Source organism: Streptomyces sp. NPDC002156, from assembly GCF_053593675.1.
In genome coordinates this window covers 59,739-81,387 of sequence record NZ_JBSFDA010000002.1, presented here as the reverse complement: position 1 = coordinate 81,387, position 21,649 = coordinate 59,739, and the positions used below count along the sequence as shown (strand labels likewise).

Annotated in this window: 21 protein-coding genes and 1 pseudogene; 12 read left to right on the top strand and 10 right to left on the bottom strand. The window is 70.5% G+C overall.

Annotation, left to right across the window (positions count from 1 at the left end; translation table 11 throughout):
• Positions 1–23: 23 nt before the first annotated feature.
• Complete coding sequence (locus ACWCRB_RS01835; RefSeq protein WP_450994113.1) at positions 24–404, top strand: winged helix-turn-helix transcriptional regulator; 381 nt, start codon at positions 24–26, stop codon at positions 402–404.
• Here ACWCRB_RS01835 and ACWCRB_RS01830 read toward each other — a convergent pair.
• Positions 386–2,065: an RNA polymerase sigma factor gene (locus ACWCRB_RS01830; protein WP_450994112.1), complete on the bottom strand. Its 1,680-nt coding sequence runs from the start codon at positions 2,063–2,065 to the stop codon at positions 386–388. The genes ACWCRB_RS01835 and ACWCRB_RS01830 overlap by 19 nt on opposite strands.
• 304 nt (positions 2,066–2,369) lie before the next feature.
• On the opposite strand from ACWCRB_RS01830, the gene ACWCRB_RS01825 reads away from it, so the two are divergent.
• Entirely contained in the window at positions 2,370–3,548 is a 1,179-nt protein-coding gene (locus tag ACWCRB_RS01825; protein ID WP_450994111.1) for a serine hydrolase domain-containing protein, read from the top strand.
• Here ACWCRB_RS01825 and ACWCRB_RS01820 read toward each other — a convergent pair.
• Positions 3,538–4,065 carry a hypothetical protein gene (locus ACWCRB_RS01820; RefSeq protein ID WP_450994110.1) on the bottom strand — a complete coding sequence of 176 codons (528 nt, stop codon included), beginning with the start codon at positions 4,063–4,065 and terminating at the stop codon, positions 3,538–3,540. The genes ACWCRB_RS01825 and ACWCRB_RS01820 overlap by 11 nt on opposite strands.
• A gap of 72 nt (positions 4,066–4,137) precedes the next feature.
• Positions 4,138–4,725, bottom strand: coding sequence for an acyl-CoA-like ligand-binding transcription factor (locus ACWCRB_RS01815; RefSeq protein WP_450994109.1), 588 nt, complete (start codon positions 4,723–4,725; stop codon positions 4,138–4,140).
• A gap of 82 nt (positions 4,726–4,807) precedes the next feature.
• Here ACWCRB_RS01815 and ACWCRB_RS01810 point away from each other — a divergent pair.
• A pseudogene (locus ACWCRB_RS01810) lies at positions 4,808–4,966 on the top strand (MFS transporter); the annotation flags it as partial.
• A 111-nt stretch (positions 4,967–5,077) separates the two neighbouring features.
• Here the strand turns inward: ACWCRB_RS01810 and ACWCRB_RS01805 are convergent.
• Positions 5,078–6,028, bottom strand: coding sequence for an alpha/beta hydrolase (locus ACWCRB_RS01805; protein WP_450994108.1), 951 nt, complete (start codon positions 6,026–6,028; stop codon positions 5,078–5,080).
• A 106-nt stretch (positions 6,029–6,134) separates the two neighbouring features.
• Here ACWCRB_RS01805 and ACWCRB_RS01800 point away from each other — a divergent pair, with 106 nt between their 5' ends.
• A complete protein-coding gene (locus ACWCRB_RS01800; RefSeq protein WP_450994107.1) occupies positions 6,135–7,091 on the top strand; it encodes a LacI family DNA-binding transcriptional regulator in 957 nt (318 codons plus the stop codon).
• 107 nt (positions 7,092–7,198) lie between these two features.
• Here ACWCRB_RS01800 and ACWCRB_RS01795 read toward each other — a convergent pair whose 3' ends face one another.
• The 3 genes from ACWCRB_RS01795 to ACWCRB_RS01785 all read right to left on the bottom strand — a co-directional run bounded on the left by ACWCRB_RS01795 (position 7,199) and on the right by ACWCRB_RS01785 (position 10,380).
• Entirely contained in the window at positions 7,199–8,389 is a 1,191-nt protein-coding gene (locus ACWCRB_RS01795; RefSeq protein ID WP_450994106.1) for a polyamine ABC transporter substrate-binding protein, read from the bottom strand.
• 135 nt (positions 8,390–8,524) lie between these two features.
• On the bottom strand, positions 8,525–9,730 hold the full coding sequence (locus tag ACWCRB_RS01790; protein WP_450994105.1) for a sensor histidine kinase: 1,206 nt from the start codon (positions 9,728–9,730) through the stop codon (positions 8,525–8,527).
• Positions 9,727–10,380, bottom strand: coding sequence for a response regulator transcription factor (locus tag ACWCRB_RS01785; protein WP_369033204.1), 654 nt, complete (start codon positions 10,378–10,380; stop codon positions 9,727–9,729). The genes ACWCRB_RS01790 and ACWCRB_RS01785 overlap by 4 nt, the downstream gene beginning before the upstream one ends.
• A 136-nt stretch (positions 10,381–10,516) precedes the next feature.
• On the opposite strand from ACWCRB_RS01785, the gene ACWCRB_RS01780 reads away from it, so the two are divergent.
• Positions 10,517–11,068, top strand: a complete 552-nt coding sequence (locus ACWCRB_RS01780; RefSeq protein ID WP_450994104.1) for a hypothetical protein — start codon at positions 10,517–10,519, stop codon at positions 11,066–11,068.
• 72 nt (positions 11,069–11,140) lie between these two features.
• Here the strand turns inward: ACWCRB_RS01780 and ACWCRB_RS01775 are convergent, their stop codons facing one another.
• Complete coding sequence (locus tag ACWCRB_RS01775) at positions 11,141–12,580, bottom strand: gamma-aminobutyraldehyde dehydrogenase (protein WP_450994103.1); 1,440 nt, start codon at positions 12,578–12,580, stop codon at positions 11,141–11,143.
• Between the two features lie 182 nt (positions 12,581–12,762).
• Between ACWCRB_RS01775 and ACWCRB_RS01770 the strand changes: the two genes are divergently transcribed.
• The 7 genes from ACWCRB_RS01770 to ACWCRB_RS01740 all read left to right on the top strand — a co-directional run bounded on the left by ACWCRB_RS01770 (position 12,763) and on the right by ACWCRB_RS01740 (position 19,601).
• Positions 12,763–13,278 carry an Lrp/AsnC family transcriptional regulator gene (locus ACWCRB_RS01770; RefSeq protein ID WP_235474533.1) on the top strand — a complete coding sequence of 172 codons (516 nt, stop codon included), beginning with the start codon at positions 12,763–12,765 and terminating at the stop codon, positions 13,276–13,278.
• On the top strand, positions 13,263–14,657 hold the full coding sequence (locus ACWCRB_RS01765) for an aspartate aminotransferase family protein (protein ID WP_450994102.1): 1,395 nt from the start codon (positions 13,263–13,265) through the stop codon (positions 14,655–14,657). Before ACWCRB_RS01770 ends, ACWCRB_RS01765 begins: the two co-directional genes overlap by 16 nt.
• A 223-nt stretch (positions 14,658–14,880) precedes the next feature.
• Positions 14,881–15,687 (top strand): ABC transporter ATP-binding protein, encoded by an 807-nt coding sequence (locus ACWCRB_RS01760; RefSeq protein WP_450994101.1) that lies wholly within the window; start codon positions 14,881–14,883, stop codon positions 15,685–15,687.
• Entirely contained in the window at positions 15,669–17,039 is a 1,371-nt protein-coding gene (locus ACWCRB_RS01755; protein WP_450994100.1) for a hypothetical protein, read from the top strand. Before ACWCRB_RS01760 ends, ACWCRB_RS01755 begins: the two co-directional genes overlap by 19 nt.
• 142 nt (positions 17,040–17,181) lie before the next feature.
• A complete protein-coding gene (locus tag ACWCRB_RS01750) occupies positions 17,182–17,601 on the top strand; it encodes a VOC family protein (protein ID WP_369033211.1) in 420 nt (139 codons plus the stop codon).
• A 36-nt stretch (positions 17,602–17,637) separates the two neighbouring features.
• Positions 17,638–18,759 (top strand): LOG family protein, encoded by a 1,122-nt coding sequence (locus ACWCRB_RS01745; RefSeq protein WP_450994099.1) that lies wholly within the window; start codon positions 17,638–17,640, stop codon positions 18,757–18,759.
• 152 nt (positions 18,760–18,911) lie between these two features.
• Positions 18,912–19,601: an LAETG motif-containing sortase-dependent surface protein gene (locus ACWCRB_RS01740; protein ID WP_450994098.1), complete on the top strand. Its 690-nt coding sequence runs from the start codon at positions 18,912–18,914 to the stop codon at positions 19,599–19,601.
• A gap of 73 nt (positions 19,602–19,674) precedes the next feature.
• On the opposite strand, the gene ACWCRB_RS01735 is transcribed toward ACWCRB_RS01740, so the two are convergent.
• Both ACWCRB_RS01735 and ACWCRB_RS01730 read right to left on the bottom strand, forming a co-directional pair.
• Entirely contained in the window at positions 19,675–20,472 is a 798-nt protein-coding gene (locus ACWCRB_RS01735) for a maleylpyruvate isomerase family mycothiol-dependent enzyme (protein ID WP_450994097.1), read from the bottom strand.
• Positions 20,473–20,612: 140 nt separating this feature from the next.
• A complete protein-coding gene (locus ACWCRB_RS01730) occupies positions 20,613–21,647 on the bottom strand; it encodes an ABC transporter ATP-binding protein (RefSeq protein ID WP_450994096.1) in 1,035 nt (344 codons plus the stop codon).
• Between the last annotated feature and the right edge of the window lie 2 nt (positions 21,648–21,649).

Below are 21,649 nucleotides of genomic sequence, written 5' to 3'. Positions count from 1 at the left end.
GCCGTTGGGGCACCATTCGGTACGTGACCACCGACACCGGACCGCCATTCCTCGCCGACTGCCGGGCGCGGCTCGCCTTCGATCTGCTCGGCAACACCTGGAACCCGGTGGTGGTGTGGGCGCTGCGCCAAGGGCCCGTGCGCCACGGGGAGTTGAGGGACCGGATCGGCGGCATCAGCCAGAAGGTGCTGACCGAGACACTGCGGCGGCTGGAGTTCAACGGGCTCGTCCGACGGCGGGCGTACGGCGGCTCGCCACCGCGTGTGGAGTACGAACTCACCGATCTGGGGCGGTCGTTACTCACCCCGGTCGAGGCCTTCGGCGTGTGGGCCTTCGAGCACGGTGACGAGGTCATGGAGGCGCAGGACCACTACACGCAGGACCACTACACACGGGACGCCTGAGCGACGGTCGCCGGGTCGGTCGGGGTGGCCCGGGTGACGTACTGCGGAACCGGGGTGTCGTCCTTGCCGGTGTCGCGGACGAGACCGTAGCGGGTGACGCCCTCGGGGGGTCCGCTGGTCACGTCCTGCTCCACCTTGTCCCAGGTCGTGGGGAAGACGTTGAGGCCGTAGTCGGCGCCGCGTTCGTTGACGGTGAGGGTGACGCTGCCGTCGACGTAGAAGTACTCGTTCTGCCACATCTGCTGGGTGCCGGCTGGCAGGACGGTGTAGCCGGTGGTCGCGTTGCCCATGCCGGTCGCGGTGGTGTCGGTGGTGCTGACGCTGTCGTCCATGCGGCGCCCGCCGCCCGAGGCGACATGGAAGAGCTTGCCCTTCAGGGCGGTCCAGGTCGGCATGACCAGGCTGCCGGACCGGTACTGCGGCGAGATCTGCCAGCGGACGAGGACATAGCCCTTGCCGGTGAGCGTCACGCTGTCCCCGCGGTGGTTCATGGTGGCGTGCGCGCCGCCGGTGCTGGTGATCCCGGACTCGGTCCGGTGCGGGAGGACGGCGGGGCGGGCGTTCGGGTCGGGTGCCGTGTCGGCGGCGTCGACGACCGTGCCGTACACGTCGGTCTTCGGCCGGGTCGCCGACGGGGACGGGGAAGGGGAGAGGGAGGGGGATGCCGATGGGGACCGGGGCGGGGAGGCGGTGGGGGCCTCGGGCGACTGGGCGCGGGCCGTGGGGGCCGCGATGGCCGGCGGCGGGTCCTCCGGGGCCTGCGTCACGACGTACGCGCCGCCCGCGACGATCGTCGCCCCGGCGCTCAGGGCGACGGCCGGCTTGGTCAGGGCGCCGAGCACCTTGCCCGACCAGCCGACGGAAGCGGCGGCGGTGGCTGCCGCGGCCGTCTTGCCGCCGAAGGCCAGCGACAGGGTGAAGCCGACGGGCAGCGGCACGAGCGCGATGCCGACCAGGAGCCGTTCCGCCGGTACGACGACCGCCTCGCCGGGGCTCGCGCAGTACGCACACCCCCTGATGTGCCGGGCCAGCCGCTTGCGCCAGACGGAGTCCGGGTCGCCGTCCCAGCGGGCGGTCAGTTCGCGCAGGTCGGGGCAGGCACCGTCGAGCGCCCGTACGATTCCGCGCGAGGCCTCCAGGCGCTCCTTCATGCGCTGGACACGGACGGCGGCGTGCTGCCGGCTGATGCCGACGGCCGCCGCAAGCTCCCGCCGGGTGAGTTCGCCGGCGACCTCCAGCCACCACAGCGACAGCAGCTGCCGGTCCTCGTCGTCGAGCCAGCGCACCGCCTCCGCGACCTCGCGCCGCTGCCCCTCCAACTGGAGCCTCAGGACGGTGAGTTCGGCGAAGTCGGCGGCACCGTCGGCGGTCTCGTCGCGCAGGGTGTCGGTCGTACGGCGGCGGGCGCGGTCCCGGATCTGGCGCATCGCGATGGCGACGAGCCACGACCGGAAGCTGTCCGGGTCGCGCAGTGAGCCCAGGTTGTCGACGGCCCGGAGCATGGTCTCCTGCACGACGTCGTCGACGTCCGCGTGACCGTTCAGGGCCCGGCCGACGATGTTGTAGACCAGCGGCAGCCAGCCCGCGACCAGCTCGTCCAGCGCCCGCCGGTCACCGGCCTGCGCCGCAGCGATGGTGGAACTCCACTGGCGCCCGTCCACAAAAGCCCTTTCTCGTACGTGTGTGCACCTTACGTCGCCCTGTTGCACACCAGTCCCGCACCCCAGTCACACACCAGGTCGCCCGGGGAGACGGATCGGGGGCGCCCCCGATAACAGTTTTTGCCTCCCCCGCAGGCCCGCCAGGACACGGCCCCTAGGTGCGAACCCCGACAACTTCCGTACGCGGTAACCCAGTTGGCCTCGGGCCGACACCAGGGTCGACGTCATCCTCGGTGACGATCCGCGCCACCCCGCATGGATCAAGGATGTGAACATCGACACCAACCGCCTCCAGGAGCAGCCGATGACCACACGCCCCCGCACCCGCACCCGCACCGCCTTACGCACCACGGCTCTCGCCACCGCCCTCACCCTCGCCCTGGCGGCCGGCCCGCTGGCCGCACCCGCGCTCGCCACCTCCGCCCCGGCGACCGCGCAGGTCTCGGGCCCCGACGCCAAGGCCCTGCGGGCCGCGATCACCGGGCTGCCGAACGCGGACGCGACCGCCGCGCTCGTACGGGTCGGCGGCAAGGGCCCGGACTGGCACGGCAGTGCGGGGGTGCACGACCTCGCGAGCGGGCGCCCGGCGGACCCGGACGGGCGTTTCCGGGCCGGTTCGACGACCAAGGTCGTCACGGCGGCGGTCGTGCTGCAGCTCGCGGCGGAGGGTGACGTGGACCTCGGCCGGCCGGCGCGGCACTATCTGCCGGAGCTGATCCCGGCCACGTACAAAGACGTGACCGTGCGCCAACTGCTCAACCACACCAGCGGAATTCCGGTCCCCGACCTCCCGGGCGACACCTTCGAGGAGGTGTACGCGCACCGCTTCGACCTCCACACGGCCCGCGAGATGGTCGCGTCGGCCACCGCGAAGGAGCCCGAGTTCGCGCCGGGCACCGGGCAGCACTACCTGAACATCGGCTACACCGTCCTGGAGGTGCTGATCGAGCGGGTCACCGGGCACTCGTACGAGCGGGAGGCGGCCCGCCGGATCTTCGGCCCGCTGGGGATGCGGGACACGTACCTCCCGGGCACCGACCCGGAGATCAGAGGTCCGCACAACCACGGCTACCAGGCCGTGCCGCGCGCGGACGGGACGACGGAGCTGCGCGACGTCACGGTGTGGGGTACCACGGACACCGGAGCGGCGGGGGCCATGATCTCCACGACGGCGGATCTGGAGCGACTGCTGACCGCCCTGTTCCGTGGACAGGTCGTACCCGAGCCTCAGCTGACGGAGATGTTCACCGTGCCCGCCGATGTCCCCGGGGCCACGATGAGCGCGGGCCTCCAACGGCATGTCACCGACGACGGCACGGAGTTGTGGGGCAAGTCGGGCGGCCGCTGGGGCTACAACACGATAGTCGTCGGCACCCGCGACCTGTCCCGCACCCTCGTCTACTCCGTCAACTCGACCGACGCCAAGGGCTACGACATGAATCCGGTCGCCGGGCGCATCATCGAGGCGGCGTTCAGACGGTGACGGCCGCGGCGGCCGGAGGCACCGGGCTGAGCGCCTCCAGCCGTTTGATCCGCTTCCGTACGACGTACAGCGGGATCACACCGAACACCCCGAACGAGATGTCGATGACCGTCCACCAGAAGGGAATTCCTCGGATCGGCCCGCAGATCAGCGCGAGCGGAACGATCCCGGCGCAGGCGATCATCCCGAACTCGACGACCCAGATGTTGCGTACGGGGTCGCGGTAGGGCCCGTAGAAGGCGACCGCGATGACGAGGTGGGCGAAGGCCAGCCAGTCCGTGCCGTAGAGGACGAACGGGTAGCGCTCGTCGGTGGCGTCGAGACCGTCACGGACGCGCGCGACCCAGTCCGTCAGCCCCGGCAGCTGCTCGGGGACGGACAGGGCCCGCAACAGGCTCTCGGTCCAGCGCAGTTCGTGCACGAGGGGGAAGGCGGTGGCACCGCTGAGCACCAGACAGACGACGAAGAGGACCAACCAGGCGCGGATGCCCTTGAGAAGGGCGGCTCTGTCGCTCATGGAGGCAGCATACGCTTGAGTTGAACACGTTCAAAAGAGCTGCCGGCGCATGAGATCGATCTGCCGTTCAGATCACGCCGACGGGAGCGCGAGCGCCGCGAAGGCCTCGTCGAGGAGGGCGTCGAGGTCGGGGCCGCCGTCGGAGGAGGTCCAGTGGCTGACGGCGATGTTCAGGGCGTCCACCGCGGCGGCGGCCCGCACCAGCGGGCCCAGTGCCGTGGGCCCGGACGAGCCGGCGCGCTCGGCGAGGGCCGCGGCGATGGCGGGCCGCCAGCCTGCCTGCTTCTCCTGGCTGCGGGCGCACAGCGCGGGCGTGTCCATGATCAGACGGGACATGACCAGAGCGCCGGCCGGATCCTGGCGATGGGGCTCCAGGATGACGCCGAGCGCGTGCCGCAGCGCCGTCCAGTCGTCCTCGCCGGCCGGGCGGGCGCGCAGTGCGTCGGCGATCTTCTCGCCCTGTGCGTCGACGGCACTGAGGACGGCGTCCTCCTTGGTCCCGAAGTAGCGCAGGAAGGTGGAGCGGGACACGCCGGCGGCAGCGGCCAGGTCATTCACGGTGACCTTGTCGAACCCCTCGGACCGAAACAGCTCGAAGGCCACCTGGGCCAGCTCCGCCCGTACGGCGGCTCGTGCGATGTCCCTCGTATTCGTGCGCACTGTTGCACCCACCCCGCCGACGACCTCCGGTCGCTCAAATGACACCGAGTCTCAATCATACGCGGCGAACCGCCCGGCCACCCTCGACGCCACGATCACGAACATCGCCCTGCCGGCCATCCAGACCGAACTCGACGTGTCCGACGCGAACCTCGCCTGGATCGTCAACTCCTACGCCCTGGCCTTCGGCGGACTGCTGCTGCTCGGCGGCCGGGCCGGCGACCTCTACGGGCGACGCCGGGATGGGCTGACACCGGGTCGGCATGGAGCGAGCCGGTCCGCCTTCGGGCCGACCGGCTTCGTTCACCGGCCTCAACACGGACGGGCCCGGAAACGGCCCTCCGATGAAGACCTACGCCTCGCCGGGAACCGCCGACGAAGCCGAGCCGGTCAGTTGCGCGCCCAGCCAGGCGCGGCTGCGCTCCAGCAGCTCCCGGGCGAGGCGCGAGTCGGGGGCCCATGTCTCGAAACCGTGGGGCGCGCCGGGGACGAGGTCGAAGACGCAGTCCACGCCCGCGTCGCGCAGGCGTTCGGCGTAGGTGCGGCACTCGTCGGTGAACAGGTCGATGTCGCCCACGCTGATCCAGGCGGGTGGCAGTCCGCGCAGGTCGGCGCGCCGGGCGGCGACCGCGTAGTCGGGGGTGCGGGGGCCGCCGGGCTCGGCGCCGAGGTAGGCGGCCCAGCCGAACCGGTTCGCGGCGTTGTTCCACACCCGGTGCTGCACCGGGTCCAGTTCGCGGCGTACGGCGGTGCGGTCGTCGGCCATGGGAGCGAACAGCCACTGCGCGACCGGCCGGGCACCGCCGGCATCGTGCAGCCGCTGCACCAGGCAGGCGGCCAGCCCCGCACCGGCGCTGCCACCCCCGACGGCGACGCGTTCCCGGTCGATCCCCAGGGCTCCGGCCGACTTCCCCAGCCACTCCCAGGCGGCGAAGGCGTCGTCGAGAGCGGCCGGGAAGGGGTGTTCGGGGGCGAGGCGGTAGTTCGCCGAGACGACCACGATGCCGAGCGCCTGGGCTGTCGCGGAGCAGAAGACCTCGTCCTGCAGGGCGTCGCCGATGACGTAGCCACCGCCGTGCACCCACAGCAGTGCCGCCCCCGAACCACCACCGGCCGGGGTGTACACGCGCATGCCCTGGCCTTCGTCGACGATCTCGACGTCGACGCCCTCCACCGGCTCACCGGGACTGTGCCGACGGGCCAGGACGCGCACACCGCGCAAGACCCACCTCGGGCGGAGCGGCAGGCGCGGCATCCGCGTGACGTTGCGACGCAGTTCCGGGGCGACCAGGTCGAGCTTCATCGGCACTCTTCCATTTGGTAAATCGAATTACCATGAGTTCGCGGTACCTTAACCACCGCGCCCGAGAGCGCACAAGACCCGAGGCCCGGAATGGAGGAGCAAGCACGTGAGCGAGCCCACGCGTCGGTCCCCGCGACAGTCCCCGCGTGTGACGGCCAAGGACGTCGCCCGGGTGAGCGGCGTCTCACAGACGACGGTGAGCTTCGTCCTCAACGGCGCCGCCGGGCATGTCTCGCAGGAGACCCGGGAGCGGGTACGGGAGGCCGCCCGCACGCTCGGCTACGTCCCCAACGGTTCGGCACAGGCACTACGCAAAGGGACGTCCCGGATCGTCCTGCTCAACGTCGAAGGGGTCCCCACCGGCAGCGGCCTCGGCAGCTACATCCGCGGCCTCGACGCCGAACTCGCCTCGCACCAGCACGTACTCCTGGTGCTGCACGGCCACCTCTCCTCGCAGGCCCTCTCCGACGTGACCCAGGCCGTCTCCGCCCGGGCCGTGATCGACCTGGGCGACGCCGGCCACGCGGACGCGCTCGCAACAGGCACCGAGGCCTCCCTCACCGCGTTCTCCGCACAGGCCGACGTCCCGGTCCAGTACCTCGTGGAGCGTGGCCACCGGCACATCGCCACCGTCCTGCCGGACACGCCCGAACTCCGGGTCCTCGCCGGTCTGCGCGAGCGGCTGATGCGGCAGGCCGCCGACACCGCGGGCCTGACCGACTGCCCGACGCTCGTCCTCCCCGGCGACCCCGAGGCGGCCGGCGAACGACTACGGTCCTTCCGCACCCAACACCCCAAGGTCACCGCCCTCGCCGCCTACAACGACGACCTCGCCCTCGTGACGCTCGCCGCGATGCGCCACCTCGGCCTGCGGGCCCCGGAAGACCTCGCCGTCATCGGCTTCGACGACACCCCGCACGGCGCCCTGTTCTCCCCGGCCCTGACCACCGTACGACTGGACGCGGAGTCCCTCGGCCGCATCGCCGCGCGCCACGCACTGGGGCTGCCGACAGATGGCCTCACCCCTGAACCGGCACGGGTGATCGTCCGACAGTCCGGCTAGCCACCCGCGAACTGCCCATGCCTTCACGGTTGTTCCGGGCGTCGACGGCTCCTCGCTCGCCAACTCCCGTACCGAGAGCCGGACAACACGACACCACAGGGCGGCTGCTACAACCCCACGATCACATTCCACCGCTTGGCGAACTCCACCCGCTCCTTCCCGGTGATGTCCCGGGCGATCGCGAGCCGCTCGCGCATGGCGGTGTCGGGGAAGATCAGCGGGTCCTCGGCGAGGGCGGCCGTGTCCTCGTCCTTGGAGGACGCCAGTACGTCCTGGGCGGCCGGCACCGGGCAGACGTAGTTGACCCAGGCGGCCAGCTCGGCGGCGACCTCGGGCTGGTAGTAGTAGTCGATCAGCGCTTCCGCGTTCGCCTTGTGCCGCGCCAGGTTCGGGATCATCAACGACTCCGCCCACAGCTCGGCGCCCTCCTCCGGAACGACGAAGCGGATGTCCGGGTCGTCCGCCTGGAGCTGGATCACGTCACCCGAGTACGCCTGACAGGCGAGTACGTCGCCACTGGCGAGGTCCTTGATGTAGTCGTTGCCGGTGAAGCGGCGGATGTGCCCGCTGCGCACCCGCGCGGCGACCTGCTCGCAGACCAGCTCGAAGTCGTCCGCCGTCCACTTGGTGATGTCGACCCCGTTGCCCTGCATCAGCAGCGCGAACGCCTCGTCCAGCCCGGAGAGCAGGGTGACGCGCCCCTTGAGGTCGTCCGCCCACAGGTCCGAGACGTGCCGGATCTCCCGGCCGACCCTGCGGCGGTTGTACGCGATACCGGTGATCCCCGACTGCCACGGCACGGTGAACCTGCGGCCGGGGTCGAAGGCGGGTGAACGGAGCTGCGGATCAAGGTACTTGGTGACGTTCGGCTGCCGGGCCCGGTCCATCTCCTGGACCCAGCCCAGCCGCACGAACCGCGCGCACATCCAGTCACTGATGACTATGAGATCGCGGCCGGTGCTCTGGTGGTTCATCAGCGCCGGGCTGATCTTCCCGAAGAACTCGTCGTTGTCGTTGATCTCCTCGACGTAGTCGACAGTGATCCCCGTGCGCTTCTCGAACCCCTCCAACGTGGGCCGCCGCGTGGTGTCCTCGTCGTCGGTGTCGATGTAGAGCGGCCAGTTCGCCCAGACCAGCCGCTTGTCCCGACCGGACAGATCGCCCCCGGCCCGCTCCCCCGGGGCCACATAAGCAGCGGGCACACCACACCCGGCGAGGGCCCCGAGCCCAGCTCCCCCGCCCAGCGCACGCAACAGGGACCGACGGGCGAGGGGCACGGACAGACAGGGCACTGGCACCCGGGCAGCATGCCACTCCGCGCGCACAAGCGCCCCATAGGGGCGCGGGGCTGTTACATCATGCGGCTCCGCCGCGTGGGCGCGACAAGCCACAACGGGCCCGCGCCCTCCCCGCAACCCCAGCCCCCCTCCCCCTCACGAGCCCTGCGTCAACCGAGCCGCCGCAGGCAACCTCACCTCCACCCCCAACCCACCCCCCTCCCGAGCCCAGGCCACCACCCCACCCCCATGCGCGGCAACAACAGCGGCCACGATCGACAACCCCAGACCGAGCCCCGCCCCACCGGCCCCCCGCGCCCGAACCACCCGCGCCCCACCCAACCGCCGGAACGGCTGAAACAACCCCCGCACCTCATCCGCCCCGATCACCGCCCCACTGTTCTCGATCCGCAGAACCGGCCACCCACCGTCGACCCCCGTCCACACCCGCACCCAACTCCCCTCCCCCTCGGGCAAGTTGTGCCGCACGGCGTTGTCGGCGAGGTTGACCACCAGCCGCTCGATCAGCTGCGGATCCCCCAGCAGCGGCGCCGGCCCCAACTCCGCCTCCACACAAGGACGTCCACCACCCTCCTGCGGCAACCGCCCCCGCACCACCTCCGCCAGATCCACGAACTGCCGCCGCTCCAGCCCCTGTTGGCTGCGCGCCAGCGTGAGCAGCGCGTCGATGAGCCGTTCCTGTTCCCGGCCCGCCGCACGTACCCGTACGCAGGTGGCCCGCAGGGTCCCGGCGGACGCGTCGGGGTCGGCGAGCGCCACGTCGACAAGGGCCTGCTGCAGAGTGAGCGGGGTGCGCAGCTCGTGCGAGGCGTTGGCGACGAACTGCTTCTGCGCCTCGAACGCCCCCTCCACCCTGGCGAGTACGGCGTCGAAGGTGTCGGCCATCGCCTTCAGCTCGTCGTCGGGCCCGGGTACCGCGAGCCGCTCGTGGAGGTTGTCGGCGGAGATACGACGAGCCGCGGCCGTCATCGTCCGCAGCGGATCCAGCACCCGCCCGGCCATCAGCCAGCCCAGGGCCACCGACACCACGATCATCACGGCCAGCGCGATTCCCGACTCCATCAGCAACTGCTGCAACTGCTCGTCCCGCTGCACCGACAGCCGCTGCTGCACGTACTGGGCGACGAGCGGCGCGTCAGGGCCTTCGGGGATGCCTTTGGAGACCGTGTCCCGGCGCTCGGGACTCCCGACCCTCACCCCGGGCTCGGAGTTCGCCACCAGCACATACGTGAAGCTCAGCAGCACCGCCCCCGCGACCGCGAACAACGCGCTGTAGAGCAGGGTCAACCGCCACCGGATACTGCGCGGCCCACGCAGCGCCACCCTCACGACGGATCTCACAGCCGGTACCCCGCCCGCTCGACGGTCTCGATCAGCGGCGGCTCCCCCAGCTTCCGCCGCAGCCGGCTCACCGTCACCTTCACGGTCTGGCTGAAGGGGTCGGCGGCCTCGTCCCAGGCCCGTTCGAGCAGTTCCTCCGCGGACACCACACTCCCGCGCGCCCCCATCAGCAGCTCCAGTACGGCGAACTCCTTGGGGCTGAGCGGCAGTTGGCACCCGGCCCGCGTGGCGACCCGCCGCGCAGGATCGAGCCGCAGCTCACCGCTCACCAGCACCGGCGGCAACGCTGGCTGCGCACGGCGCGCCAACGCCCGTATCCGCGCGACGAGTTCCATGAAGGCGAACGGCTTCGGCAGATAGTCGTCGGCCCCGAGTCCGAGCCCCGCGACCCGGTCGGCCACCGTCCCGGACGCCGTCAGCATCAGCACCCGCGCCCGGCTGCCACCCCCGGCCAGCGTCCGGCACACCTGGTCGCCATGGACGCCTGGCAGATCGCGGTCGAGCACGACGACGTCGTAGCCGTTGACCGCGGCGCGCTCCAGCGCGGTCGGGCCGTCGAAGGCGAGGTCGACCGCCATCCCCTCCCGGCGCAGGCCCGCGGCGACGGTCTCGGCGAGTTCTTCGTGGTCCTCGACCACCAGCACACGCATGCCGGTCAGTGTGGCGCGCGGCCGGTTACAGGGCGATAAGTCCGCCCGTTCCGCTGCTGTAACCGGCGACGCGCTTCCGTGGATCCCGCACCACCCACGACATCACCACCACCCACGACCCCACCTGGAGGCACCCATGCCCGTACTCGCGGCCCGCCCCCGGCGTCTCGCCCTGGCCTGCGCCATGATCTCGGTCGTCGCGCTGGGCACGGTCAGTGCGACGGCGGCCACGGCGACCGGAACCACCGGAACCACTGCGACCGGATCCGGATCCACCGGCACGCCGGGTCCCACAACCCCCGAACCTCCGCGCGGCGGCGAGGCGTTCGGTCTGAAGTACGAGCCGACCGACAACGCCCCCGACGACGTCAACGAGGCGAACGACGACTTCGCCGCGTGCATGCGCGACGAGGGCCAGACCCGCTTCCCGAGCTTCCACGCCGTCAAGGACGACGACGGAGAGATCCGCCTGCAGACGAAGCTGGGGGGCGAACGCGGCGACCGGAACCGCACCGATCTCGACGACTTCCGCAAGGCCTTGAAGAAGTGCGCGCCCATCATGGAGAAGACGGGCATCACGTTCCCCGACGAGGACGAGTTCCCCGGATCCCCCGACCACGACCTGCCGGGCCCGCCGGACTGCGGAGTGATCACCCGCACGGACCGCGCAGGGACCCAGGCGTCCTGAAACAGTGCGGCCCCGGACGGAGGACTCCCGCCCGGGGCCGCACACACACCTGAACGACCAGCGACCGGACCGTCAGCCGTCGAGCGACGTCATCACATGCTTGATCCGCGTGTAGTCGTCGAACCCGTACCCCGACAGATCCTTGCCGTAGCCGGACTTCTTGAAGCCGCCGTGGGGCATCTCCGCGACCAGCGGGATATGGGTGTTGATCCACACGCAGCCGAAGTCCAGGACCTTCGACATCCGCATCGCACGCGAGTGGTCCTTCGTCCACACGGACGAGGCGAGGGCGTAGTCCACGCCGTTGGCCCACTCCACGGCCTGCGCCTCGTCCGTGAAGGACTGGACGGTGATGACCGGCCCGAAGACCTCGTTCTGGATGATCTCGTCGTCCTGCTTCAGCCCGGACACGACGGTCGCGGCGTAGAAGTAGCCCTTCTCACCGACCCGGTGGCCACCCGCCTCCACCTTCGCGTGGGCGGGCAGCCGCTCGATGAAGCCGGTGACCTGCTTGAGCTGGTTCGGGTTGTTGAGCGGTCCGTACAGCACGTCCTCGTCGTCCGGCTGCCCGGTCTTCGTCTCGGCGGCGGCCTTCGCGAGCGCGGCGACGAACTCGTCGTGGATAGACTCCTGGACGAGGACGCGCGTGGCCGCCGTACAGTCCTGGCCCGCGTTGAAGTAGCCCGCTACCGAGATGTCCTCGACGGCCTTGGCGATGTCGGTGTCCTCGAACACGACGACCGGCGCCTTGCCGCCCAGCTCCAGGTGGACGCGCTTGAGGTCCTTCGACGCGGACTCGGCGACCTGCATACCGGCCCGCACCGAACCGGTGATCGACGCCATCGCGGGCGTCCTGTGCTCGACCATCAGGCGCCCGGTCTCACGGTCACCGGTGATGACGTTGAAGACACCCTTGGGCAGGACCGAACCGATGATCTCGGCGATGAGGACCGTGGACGCGGGCGTCGTGTCCGACGGCTTGAGCACCACCGTGTTGCCGGCCGCGATCGCCGGGGCGAACTTCCATACGGCCATCATCATCGGGTAGTTCCAGGGCGCGACCTGCGCGCAGACGCCCACCGGCTCCCGGCGGACGATCGACGTCATCCCGTCCATGTACTCGCCGGCGCTGCGCCCCTCCAGCATCCGGGCCGCACCCGCGAAGAAGCGGATCTGGTCCACCATCGGCGGGATCTCCTCGGACCGCGTGAGCCCGATCGGCTTGCCGGTGTTCTCCACCTCGGCCGCGATCAGGTCCTCGGCGCGCTCCTCGAACGCGTCCGCGATCTTCAGGAGGGCCTTCTGCCGCTCGGCCGGAGTCTGGTCGCGCCAGGCGGGGAAAGCGGCGGCGGCCGCCGCCATGGCGGCGTCGACGTCCGGCTGCCCGGACAGCGGCGCGGTCGCGTACGCCTCGCCCGTCACGGGGTTGACCACCTCGGTGGTCCGCCCGTCGGCGGCGTCCCGGAACTCACCATCGATGTAGTTGCGCAGACGACGCAGCTCGGTGCTCACTGCCGGCCCTCCAGTTCAGGTGTCCAATGACTCTCGGGTGTCCATTGACTGAGACACCCACCCTATTCCGCAGTCCGACGTTTTCAACACCCCCGATCCCCCATGGGCTGCGAAATCCGCAAGACAGGCACCCATCGACAACGAATTTCATCGATCGAGCCTTGCGAAACCGTCGACCCCTCGTGCACAGTGAGCGCGTGGCCAGTCGAAGCGCAGAGCACAGGGACGCCCGCGAGCCCAGGAACGGCACGCCCCAGCTGGACGCCGTCTCCCTCGGCATCATCGAACAGCTCCAGGAGGACGGCCGCCGGCCGTACGCGGCGATCGGCAAGGCGGTGGGCCTCTCGGAGGCGGCCGTGCGCCAGCGTGTCCAGAAGCTGCTCGACCAGGGCGTGATGCAGATCGTCGCCGTCACGGACCCGCTCACCGTGGGTTTCCGCAGGCAGGCGATGGTCGGCGTCAACGTCGACGGCGACCTGGACCCGGTGGCCGACGCGCTGAGCGCCATGCCGGAAGTCGAGTACGTGGTCATGACCGCGGGCTCCTTCGACATCCTCGCCGAGATCGTCTGCGAGGACGACGACCATCTGCTGGACGTCATCAACAAACGCATACGGGCCCTGCCCGGCGTGCGCTCCACCGAAAGCTTCGTCTACCTCAAGCTCAAGAAGCAGACCTACATGTGGGGAACCCGATAACCGTGACGACATCCGACAGCCCCAAGGACCTCAGCCGCACCGCGTACGACCACCTGTGGATGCACTTCACCCGCATGTCGTCGTACGAGAACGCGCCCGTCCCGACGATCGTCCGGGGCGAGGGCACGTACATCTACGACGACAAGGGCCGGCGCTACCTCGACGGTCTGGCGGGGCTGTTCGTGGTCCAGGCCGGCCACGGCCGCGTGGAGCTGGCCGAGGCGGCCTTCAAGCAGGCCCAGGAGCTGGCCTTCTTCCCGGTGTGGTCGTACGCCCACCCGAAGGCGGTGGAGCTGGCGGAACGTTTGGCCGACTACGCGCCCGGCGACCTCAACAAGGTCTTCTTCACCACCGGTGGCGGCGAGGCCGTCGAGACCGCCTGGAAGCTCGCCAAGCAGTACTTCAAGCTGACCGGCAAGCCCACCAAGTACAAGGTCATCTCCCGCGCGGTCGCCTACCACGGCACCCCGCAGGGCGCCCTGTCGATCACCGGTCTCCCCGCCCTCAAGGCCCCCTTCGAGCCGCTGGTCCCCGGCGCCCACAAGGTCCCGAACACCAACATCTACCGCGCCCCGCTCTTCGGCGACGACCCGGAGGCATACGGGCGCTGGGCCGCCGACCAGATCGAGCAGGAGATCCTCTTCGAGGGCCCGGACACGGTGGCCGCGGTCTTCCTGGAACCGGTCCAGAACGCGGGCGGCTGCTTCCCACCCCCGCCGGGCTACTTCCAGCGGGTCCGCGAGATCTGCGACCGCCACGACGTCCTGCTCGTCTCGGACGAGGTCATCTGCGCCTTCGGCCGCCTCGGCACGATGTTCGCGTGCGACAAGTTCGACTACGTACCGGACATGATCACCTGCGCCAAGGGCATGACCTCGGGCTACTCCCCGATCGGCGCCTGCATCATCTCGGACCGCCTCGCGGAGCCCTTCTACAAGGGCGACAACACCTTCCTGCACGGCTACACCTTCGGCGGCCACCCGGTCTCGGCGGCGGTGGGCCTCGCCAACCTCGACCTGTTCGAGCGCGAGGGCCTCAACCAGCACGTCCTGGACAACGAAGGCGCGTTCCGCTCGACCCTGGAGAAGCTGTACGACCTGCCGATCGTCGGTGACGTCCGCGGCAACGGCTTCTTCTACGGAATCGAACTGGTCAAGGACAAGGCGACCAAGGAGTCCTTCGACGCGGAGGAGACGGAACGTATCCTCTACGGCTTCCTCTCCAAGGCCCTCTTCGAGAACGGCCTGTACTGCCGTGCCGACGACCGCGGCGACCCGGTCGTCCAGCTCGCCCCGCCGCTGATCTCCAACCAGGAGACGTTCGACGAGATCGAACAGATCCTGCGCGCGACGCTGACGGAGGCGTGGACGAAGCTGTAGCCCCAGCGGTCCGACTCCGACGATTCAGCTGTTCATACGGCCCGAGTACACCCGTACGAGTGAGAACGGGCGTACCCGGGCCGTGTGCTGTCCGGCCTCGCGCCGCCGAAAACCTAGCGTGCCTGTAACCGATCGGCCCTGCCTTCGTTCCCCCGCACGGGGGATTTCGCGGATTCCACCCGCGATCCGCACGGCATTTCTGATCTGAACCGAGGTGTACGCGATGGTGGCCCCGCCGGACAACGACGTGCTCTGGGCACGCGCCCTGCACTTCCAGCACAACGACGGCTCGCCGGCGCTGAGCGGTGTCTCGCTCGGCGTCCGGGAGGGCGAGATCCTCGCCGTCAGCGGCCCGCGCGGCAGCGGCAAGACGACCCTGCTGCGCTGCCTCTCGGGCCTGGTACGGCCGCAGCGGGGCGAGGTCTGGTTCAACAGCGTGCCCGTGCACACGATGGGCCCGCTCGCCCGCGAACGGCTGCGCCGCGACCGGTTCGGCTGGATCGACCCGGCCCCCGTCCTCGTACCGGAACTGAACGTCTGGGAGAACGCGGCCCTGCCTCTCATGCTGCGCGGCACCAGCCGCCGGCGCGCCAAGACGGCGGCCCTGGAGTGGCTGGAACGCCTGGACATCGGCGACCGGGCCCGCAAGCGCCCGCACGAGCTGCGCCAGTCCGAACGCCAGCGCGTCTCGATCGCCCGGGCACTGGCCCCGGCCCCCACGGTCCTCTTCGCGGACGAACCGACGGCCCCTCTGTACCAGGCGGACCGCGCCCAGGTTCTTCGCACGCTGACGACAGCGGCCCGCTCGCACGGCATCACGGTGATCCTGGCGACCCACGAGGCGAACACGGCGGCGCTGGCGGACCGCACGGTCTCGCTGCTCGACGGACGGCGCGTGAACACCGTCCACTTGCCCCCGATCGACGGCAACGAGAACGGGAACGGGAACGGGACTGAGTCCGGGGGCGAGCCCGGGGCCAGGGCCGGGACCGATACGGAAGGCCGGGCGGCGTGCTCGCTCTCCGTCTAGCCCGCGGCTCCCAGTCGGCCGTCCAGCTCCGCCGTCTGCTGGTGGCGACGGCGTCGGCGGCCACGGGTTTCCTCCTCCTCGGCACCCTGGGCCACGCCCTCGCCCACCAGGACTCGGCCGGCGGCTCGGCCCTGCGGCTGGCCTGGTGCGTGGCCCCCATCGCGGCCACGGTCCACTTCGCGGTGACGGTGGCCCGTACGGACCCCGGCACGAGACCGCGTCCGGGCCTGTCGGCGATCGGCCTGGGCCCGGTCCGTCTGATGGCCGTCTCGGCCGCGACAACGGCCCTGTCCTGCACCCTGGGTTCGATGCTGGCCCTCCTGTTCTTCCTCCACCTGCGAGGCGACCTGACGGGCATGCCATTCGACGGCGACGCATCGGACTTCCTGGCCGCCGACCACCCCCTCCCCCTCCCAGCAGCCCTGACCCTGCTGACCCTGGTCCCTGCGGCGGCATCGATCTCGGTCGCGTTGACATTGCGCCCACGGGACACACGCCGCCACACACGCGCCCAAGCCGCGGGCACACGCGCACAGGCTGCGGCACGCACACAAGCCGCGGGCGCAAGCGCACAAGCTGCGGGCAGCAGTGCCGCTGGGGCGGCACGGGTGGGCGCAGGCGGCACCCCGTCAGCGCCGGGCAGCGCGACCAACCCCCCAGCCCCCACCCCGGGCACCCCTGAATCCCCGGCCCAGGAATCCGACGACCTCACCCCCACCGACCCGCACCCCCTCCCCGCCCCCAACCCCACTCCCCGAGACCTCCCCTGGGGCATCGCGGTGCTGGCAGCAGGCCTAGCCGTAGAGGCGTACGCCAGCCGAGACACCCACACCCCCGGCCTCACCATCCCCGGCGGAGCCACCGGCAGCCCCGCAGCCGTACTAGCCGGCTGGACCCTCACCGCCCTGGGCCTCGCCCTGGCCGGCCCAGGCCTCACCCACCTCTGCGGACGCCTCCTCCAGGCCGTCCGCCCCGGCGCCCTCCGCCTCCTCGCCGGCCGCGTCCTCATGGCCGAGTCGACCCGCATCGGCCGCCCCCTGGGCGTCGTCTGCGCGGTGGCCTCGGGCGCGTACGCCATGGCCACCCTGTACGACGCCGACGACCCGTCCCTCGGCCCCCTCACCGCCCTCGGCGCCCTGGTCGTGGCCGGCTGCACGGTCGCCACGCTCCTCACGGCCGCCGCCGAGGCCAGAACCGCCCGCGCGGACACCACCGCGGCCCTGCTCCGCCTGGGCGCCCCGGCGACGACCCTGCGCACCGCCGCGGCCCTGCGCGCGGGCGCCCTCCTCGCCCTGTTCGCCCCGCTGACCTTCCTGATCGCGGAGCTGGCGGCGCTGCCACTGACCACCTGAACCCGTACAGAACCGCACAGAACCCATACAGAAAACTCGTACCGAGAACTCGTACGAAAAAATCCGCACCCACCGATGAGTTCCGCCCGACCCCCGGGTCTACCCCTCCGAACAGCACACATCACGAATGGGAGAGACTCCGATGACCTCGCCGACCTACCAGCAGATGATCTTCGTGAACCTGCCCGTGAACGACCTCGGCGCCTCGAAGAAGTTCTTCACGGAACTCGGCTACACGATCAACCCCCAGTTCAGCGACGACAACGCCGCGTCCATCGTGATCAGCGACACCATCGTCGCGATGCTGCTCACCAAGGCGTTCTACGCGACCTTCACCCAGAAGGAGATCGCGGACGCGACGAAGACCAGCGAGGTGCTGGTCGCGCTGAGCGCCGAGAGCCGCGAGAAGGTCGACGAGCTGGTCGACAAGGCGCTCGCCGCAGGCGGTTCCCCGGCCGGCCAGACGCAGGACCTCGGCTTCATGTACGGCCGCTCGTTCGACGACCTCGACGGCCACACCTGGGAGGTCGTGTGGATGGACCCGGCGGCCGTCCAGGGCTAGGACAAGCCCTGACACGGACCGTGCTTACATGGGCGGGTGCAGACGAGCCCCGCCCATGCGGCCCACCACGACGACCGTGAGATCGAGACGCTGGAGGAGTTCGACGCCGTGGTCTCGGCGCGCGGCACCCTCGCCGGATTCCGCGTCCAGGCAGTCGATCTGACGGACCGTACGAAGGAACTGCTGACCAGCGACACCGCGGGCGCCGTCTTCCTCGGCTGCCCGATGCGGCAGGACGCGGCGGCGAAGGTCCGCGCGAGCGGCGCCCTGGTCTTCCCGCCCGCCCCCGACCTGCCCTTCGACCCGTACCGCGGCCATCCCTACTCGCCGGACGAGCTGTTCGCCGGGCTCGACAAGGGCTACGAGCGGACACCCGACGCTCTCGCGTACGCCTGGTTCCAGCTCACCAAGGCCGACGGCGACGTCTTCGCCTCGATGCTGCGCTCCGTCCACGACGACTCCGTCACCGACGCCCTGGACGAACTCCTGCGCGGAACACAGGTCGTGGGGGTGATGGGCGGGCACGCGATGGCACGCGGGACCGAGGCGTACGCCGGTGCCGCGCGCCTGGGGCGCGAGCTGACGCGCGCCGGGTTCACAGTGGCCACGGGCGGCGGCCCGGGCGCGATGGAGGCGGCGAACCTCGGGGCGTACGCGGCGCCCTTCGAGGACACCATGCTCGACGAGGCGTGCGAACTCCTCGCCACAGCGCCCTCATTCAGGCCCTCGATCACCGACTGGGCGCGCGCCGCGTTCGAGGTCCGCTCACGCTGGCCCAGGGGCGGCAACTCGGTCGGCATCCCGACCTGGTTCTACGGGCACGAGCCGCCGAACGCCTTCGCATCGCACATCGCCAAGTACTTCGCCAACGCCACCCGCGAGGACGGCCTGTTGGCCCGCTCGAACGCGGGGGTCGTCTTCCTGCCGGGCGCCGCCGGGACCGTACAGGAGATCTTCGACAACGCGACCCCGAACTACTACGAGTCGCGCGGCGAGCCCACGCCCATGGTGCTCGTGAACCGCGCGCACTGGACCGAGCGGCTGCCCGCCTGGCCGCTGCTCCAGGCACTCGCGCGGGAGCGGGCGATGGAGGACCGAATCGCCCTGGTCGACCGGATCGAGGAGGCTCCGGAGGCCTTGAAACGTCTCGCTGGTTAACGGGTAGGCAAAACCAATCCCTGTAGCCCGCATACGGATTGACAGCCCTTATCCCGCGCTTATAAACCTGTGAGACTCCTGGGGGTGATGAGGTGATGAGGTCTCTTCACTCCCTCCACCCCCCTCAGTTGCGCATCCCGTGAAGGGCAATCGTGTCCATATCTCGCCGTACCGCACGTTCCGTGCGTTTTCTCGGTGTCGCCTCCGCCTCGGCCGCGCTCGCGCTGGGTGTCGCCGGCAACGCGTTCGCCTGCAACATCAGTGAGTTCTCCGCCGTCGCCAAGTGCGACGGCGAAAACGGTGTCATCAGCGTCACCGACAAGGACCCGTCGGGCACCCCGGCCACGGTCACCGTGTACCTGGGAGACAAGGTCATCGGCACCGAGGACGTCGTGGGCACCCGCGAGGGCGTCACCGTCGACTTCTCGGAGGACTGGGCGCCGAACACGACGTACCGCGTCCACGTCAAGGCCGGCAACCAGGTCGACGAGTACATCAAGCCGGACGTGACCACGCCGGGCGACGCCTGCAAGACGGAGCCGACCCCGACTCCGACCCCGCCGGCGTCGGAGACCCCGGAGCCGTCCGAGCCCGCGACGCCGACCCCGTCGGCCTCGGAGCCCGAGGAGTCGGCGACCCCGACCCCGTCGGCCGACGAGAGCACCCCGGGTGCCCCCGCGAGCAGCGTTCCGACGCCTGCGGGCGGCAGCTCCAACCTCGCCGAGACCGGCGCCAGCTCGAACACCGGCGTGATCGCCGGCATCGCGGCTGCCCTGGTCGCCGTCGGCGGCGGCGCAGTCTTCTTCGGCATGCGCCGTCGTGGGGCGTCCAGCAACCGCTGACGTTCCACAAGTGGCATCTGGTTGTACGTACGCTGTGGCCCGCCCCTCGTCAGGGAGGCGGGCCACTCCGCTGTCAGCCGAAGGTGGCCCTCTCCAGCCAGAAGTCCAGAAGCTCCCGCTCTCCGAGAACCTCCAACTCCGGACTGTCCAGCGGGAGTCGCCGATAGAAGGCGAGCAGGACGTCGGTGAGGGGCCCGCGCAGGGCGACCGTCGCCTTCTCATGCCCGCGACGCCAGACGACACCGCCCTCGGTGAGCTCGACGAGCCACTCGGCGTTCAACTCCGGGGCGGCGTCCGTGGCATGGAGATGAATACTGCGCCCCACCCCCCGCAACTCCCGCGCCGCGTCATGCGGATCGGTCCGCTGCACGAACTCGACGATCTGCAGCCACTCGTCGATCGCGTCGGCGGCGATGTCGGCAGCGACCTCGTACGGCAGCCCGGCGGCGAGGGTCGCGTCCGCACGGTGGACGGTGATCTCGTGGGCCATCCGCCGCGCCCAGAACCCCGAGTTGTGGATCCCGGCCCAGGCCCACACCTTGGTATCCGCCCCGGCCTCACGCAACGCCCCGACGACCAACTCCCCGGTCTCGGCAAGCCAGGCGTCCAGCGCGCCGACATCCCCCCGAACCTCAGGCCCACCCCCCAAAGGCACCCGCTCCTCATCAACGTTCTCGTCGGCCCGCGTACGCACCAGCGTGTCCACCCACCGCAGGGCACCACCGGTGTGCCGCACCAACTGCTCGAACGACCAGTCGGGACAGGTCGGCACGGTCACGTCCAGATCGACACCAGAGGTCACAACAGCCCTCAACTGTCGGACCTGATGGGCGATTTCATCGCAGTAGCGGTCATGCGGGAGCGTCGTCATACCCAAAACCCTAATGCCGGGGCATTTCAGCCCGTCCGGCGTTTGAGGACGAGGCCGTTCAGGCCGATAGGGGGGTCTGGGGGCGCAGCCCCCAGGGATGGGACGGGTAGGGGCGGCGGGGGCGAGAAAAGCCCCCACGCTCACCCAAGCACAACAGTCTCCGCCGCATCAAAGACCACCCCAACCACATCCCCCGGCTCCGGCGCCTCCCGCAACGCACACGCGGCCTCCACCCGAGGCGCACCCCCGGACACATCCTCAGGCTGAAGCCGCACAGCAACATGCGTACCCCGAAAGGTCCGCGCAGCCACAACACACCGCAACCCCTCATCGGCAGCCACCACCCGCACACCACCAGGCCGCACAAGCACCATCCGCACCCCCTGCAAACTGCCCTCAGGCACCGGCACCTTCCCCCACGCCGTATCCGCGACCTGCCCACTCACCGTCGCCTCAACAACATTGTCGAAGCCAAGAAACCGCGCCACGAACTCGTCAACAGGCCGCTGCCACACCTCAAGCGGCGTACCGGACTGAGCGATCCGCCCATCCCGCATCACCACCACCCGGTCGGCAAGAGCGAAGGCCTCCCCCTGGTCATGGGTGACCGCGAGCACGGTGGTCCCCAACCGCCCAAAAAGCTCCCGGAGTTCGACAACAAGCCGCTCCCGCAGCGACCGATCCAGCTGCCCCAGCGGCTCGTCGAGCATCAGCAACCGAGGCCGAGGCGCAAGCGCCCGAGCAAGAGCGACCCGCTGCTGCTCCCCACCGGACAACGCGGCAACAGCCCGCCCCGCAGCCCCCGGCAACCCCACCAGCTCCAGCAACTCCCGCACACGTACGCCCTGTTGCTCCTTGGACACGTGATGCATACGCAACCCGAACCCGACGTTGCCTCCGACGTCCCGCTGCGGGAACAGCTGATGATCCTGGAACATCAGCCCGACCCCCCGCTTGTGCGCGGGCACCTCTGCGAGATCCCGCCCGTCCAGCAACACCCGCCCCGCGTCCAACGGCTGAAGGCCGGCAACCGCCCGCAGCAGCGTCGACTTCCCGCTGCCGCTCGGCCCGAGCACACACACGATCTCGTGCTCGGCGACATCGAGGCCGACCCCGTCCAACACGGCCCGCGCCCCGAACCGCACGGACGCCCCTTCGAGACTGAGCATGGTCATGG

What these genes read in the sequence shown, in the direction of transcription:
- ACWCRB_RS01825 (WP_450994111.1), top strand. Translation starts at nt 2,370, where the DNA reads ATGACCACACGCCCCCGCACCCGCACCCGCACCGCCTTACGCACCACG.
- ACWCRB_RS01820 (WP_450994110.1), bottom strand. Translation starts at nt 4,065, where the DNA reads ATGAGCGACAGAGCCGCCCTTCTCAAGGGCATCCGCGCCTGGTTGGTC.
- ACWCRB_RS01805 (WP_450994108.1), bottom strand. Translation starts at nt 6,028, where the DNA reads ATGAAGCTCGACCTGGTCGCCCCGGAACTGCGTCGCAACGTCACGCGG.
- ACWCRB_RS01785 (WP_369033204.1), bottom strand. Translation starts at nt 10,380, where the DNA reads ATGCGTGTGCTGGTGGTCGAGGACCACGAAGAACTCGCCGAGACCGTC.
- ACWCRB_RS01780 (WP_450994104.1), top strand. Translation starts at nt 10,517, where the DNA reads ATGCCCGTACTCGCGGCCCGCCCCCGGCGTCTCGCCCTGGCCTGCGCC.
- ACWCRB_RS01760 (WP_450994101.1), top strand. Translation starts at nt 14,881, where the DNA reads ATGGTGGCCCCGCCGGACAACGACGTGCTCTGGGCACGCGCCCTGCAC.
- ACWCRB_RS01750 (WP_369033211.1), top strand. Translation starts at nt 17,182, where the DNA reads ATGACCTCGCCGACCTACCAGCAGATGATCTTCGTGAACCTGCCCGTG.
- ACWCRB_RS01735 (WP_450994097.1), bottom strand. Translation starts at nt 20,472, where the DNA reads ATGACGACGCTCCCGCATGACCGCTACTGCGATGAAATCGCCCATCAG.
- ACWCRB_RS01730 (WP_450994096.1), bottom strand. Translation starts at nt 21,647, where the DNA reads ATGACCATGCTCAGTCTCGAAGGGGCGTCCGTGCGGTTCGGGGCGCGG.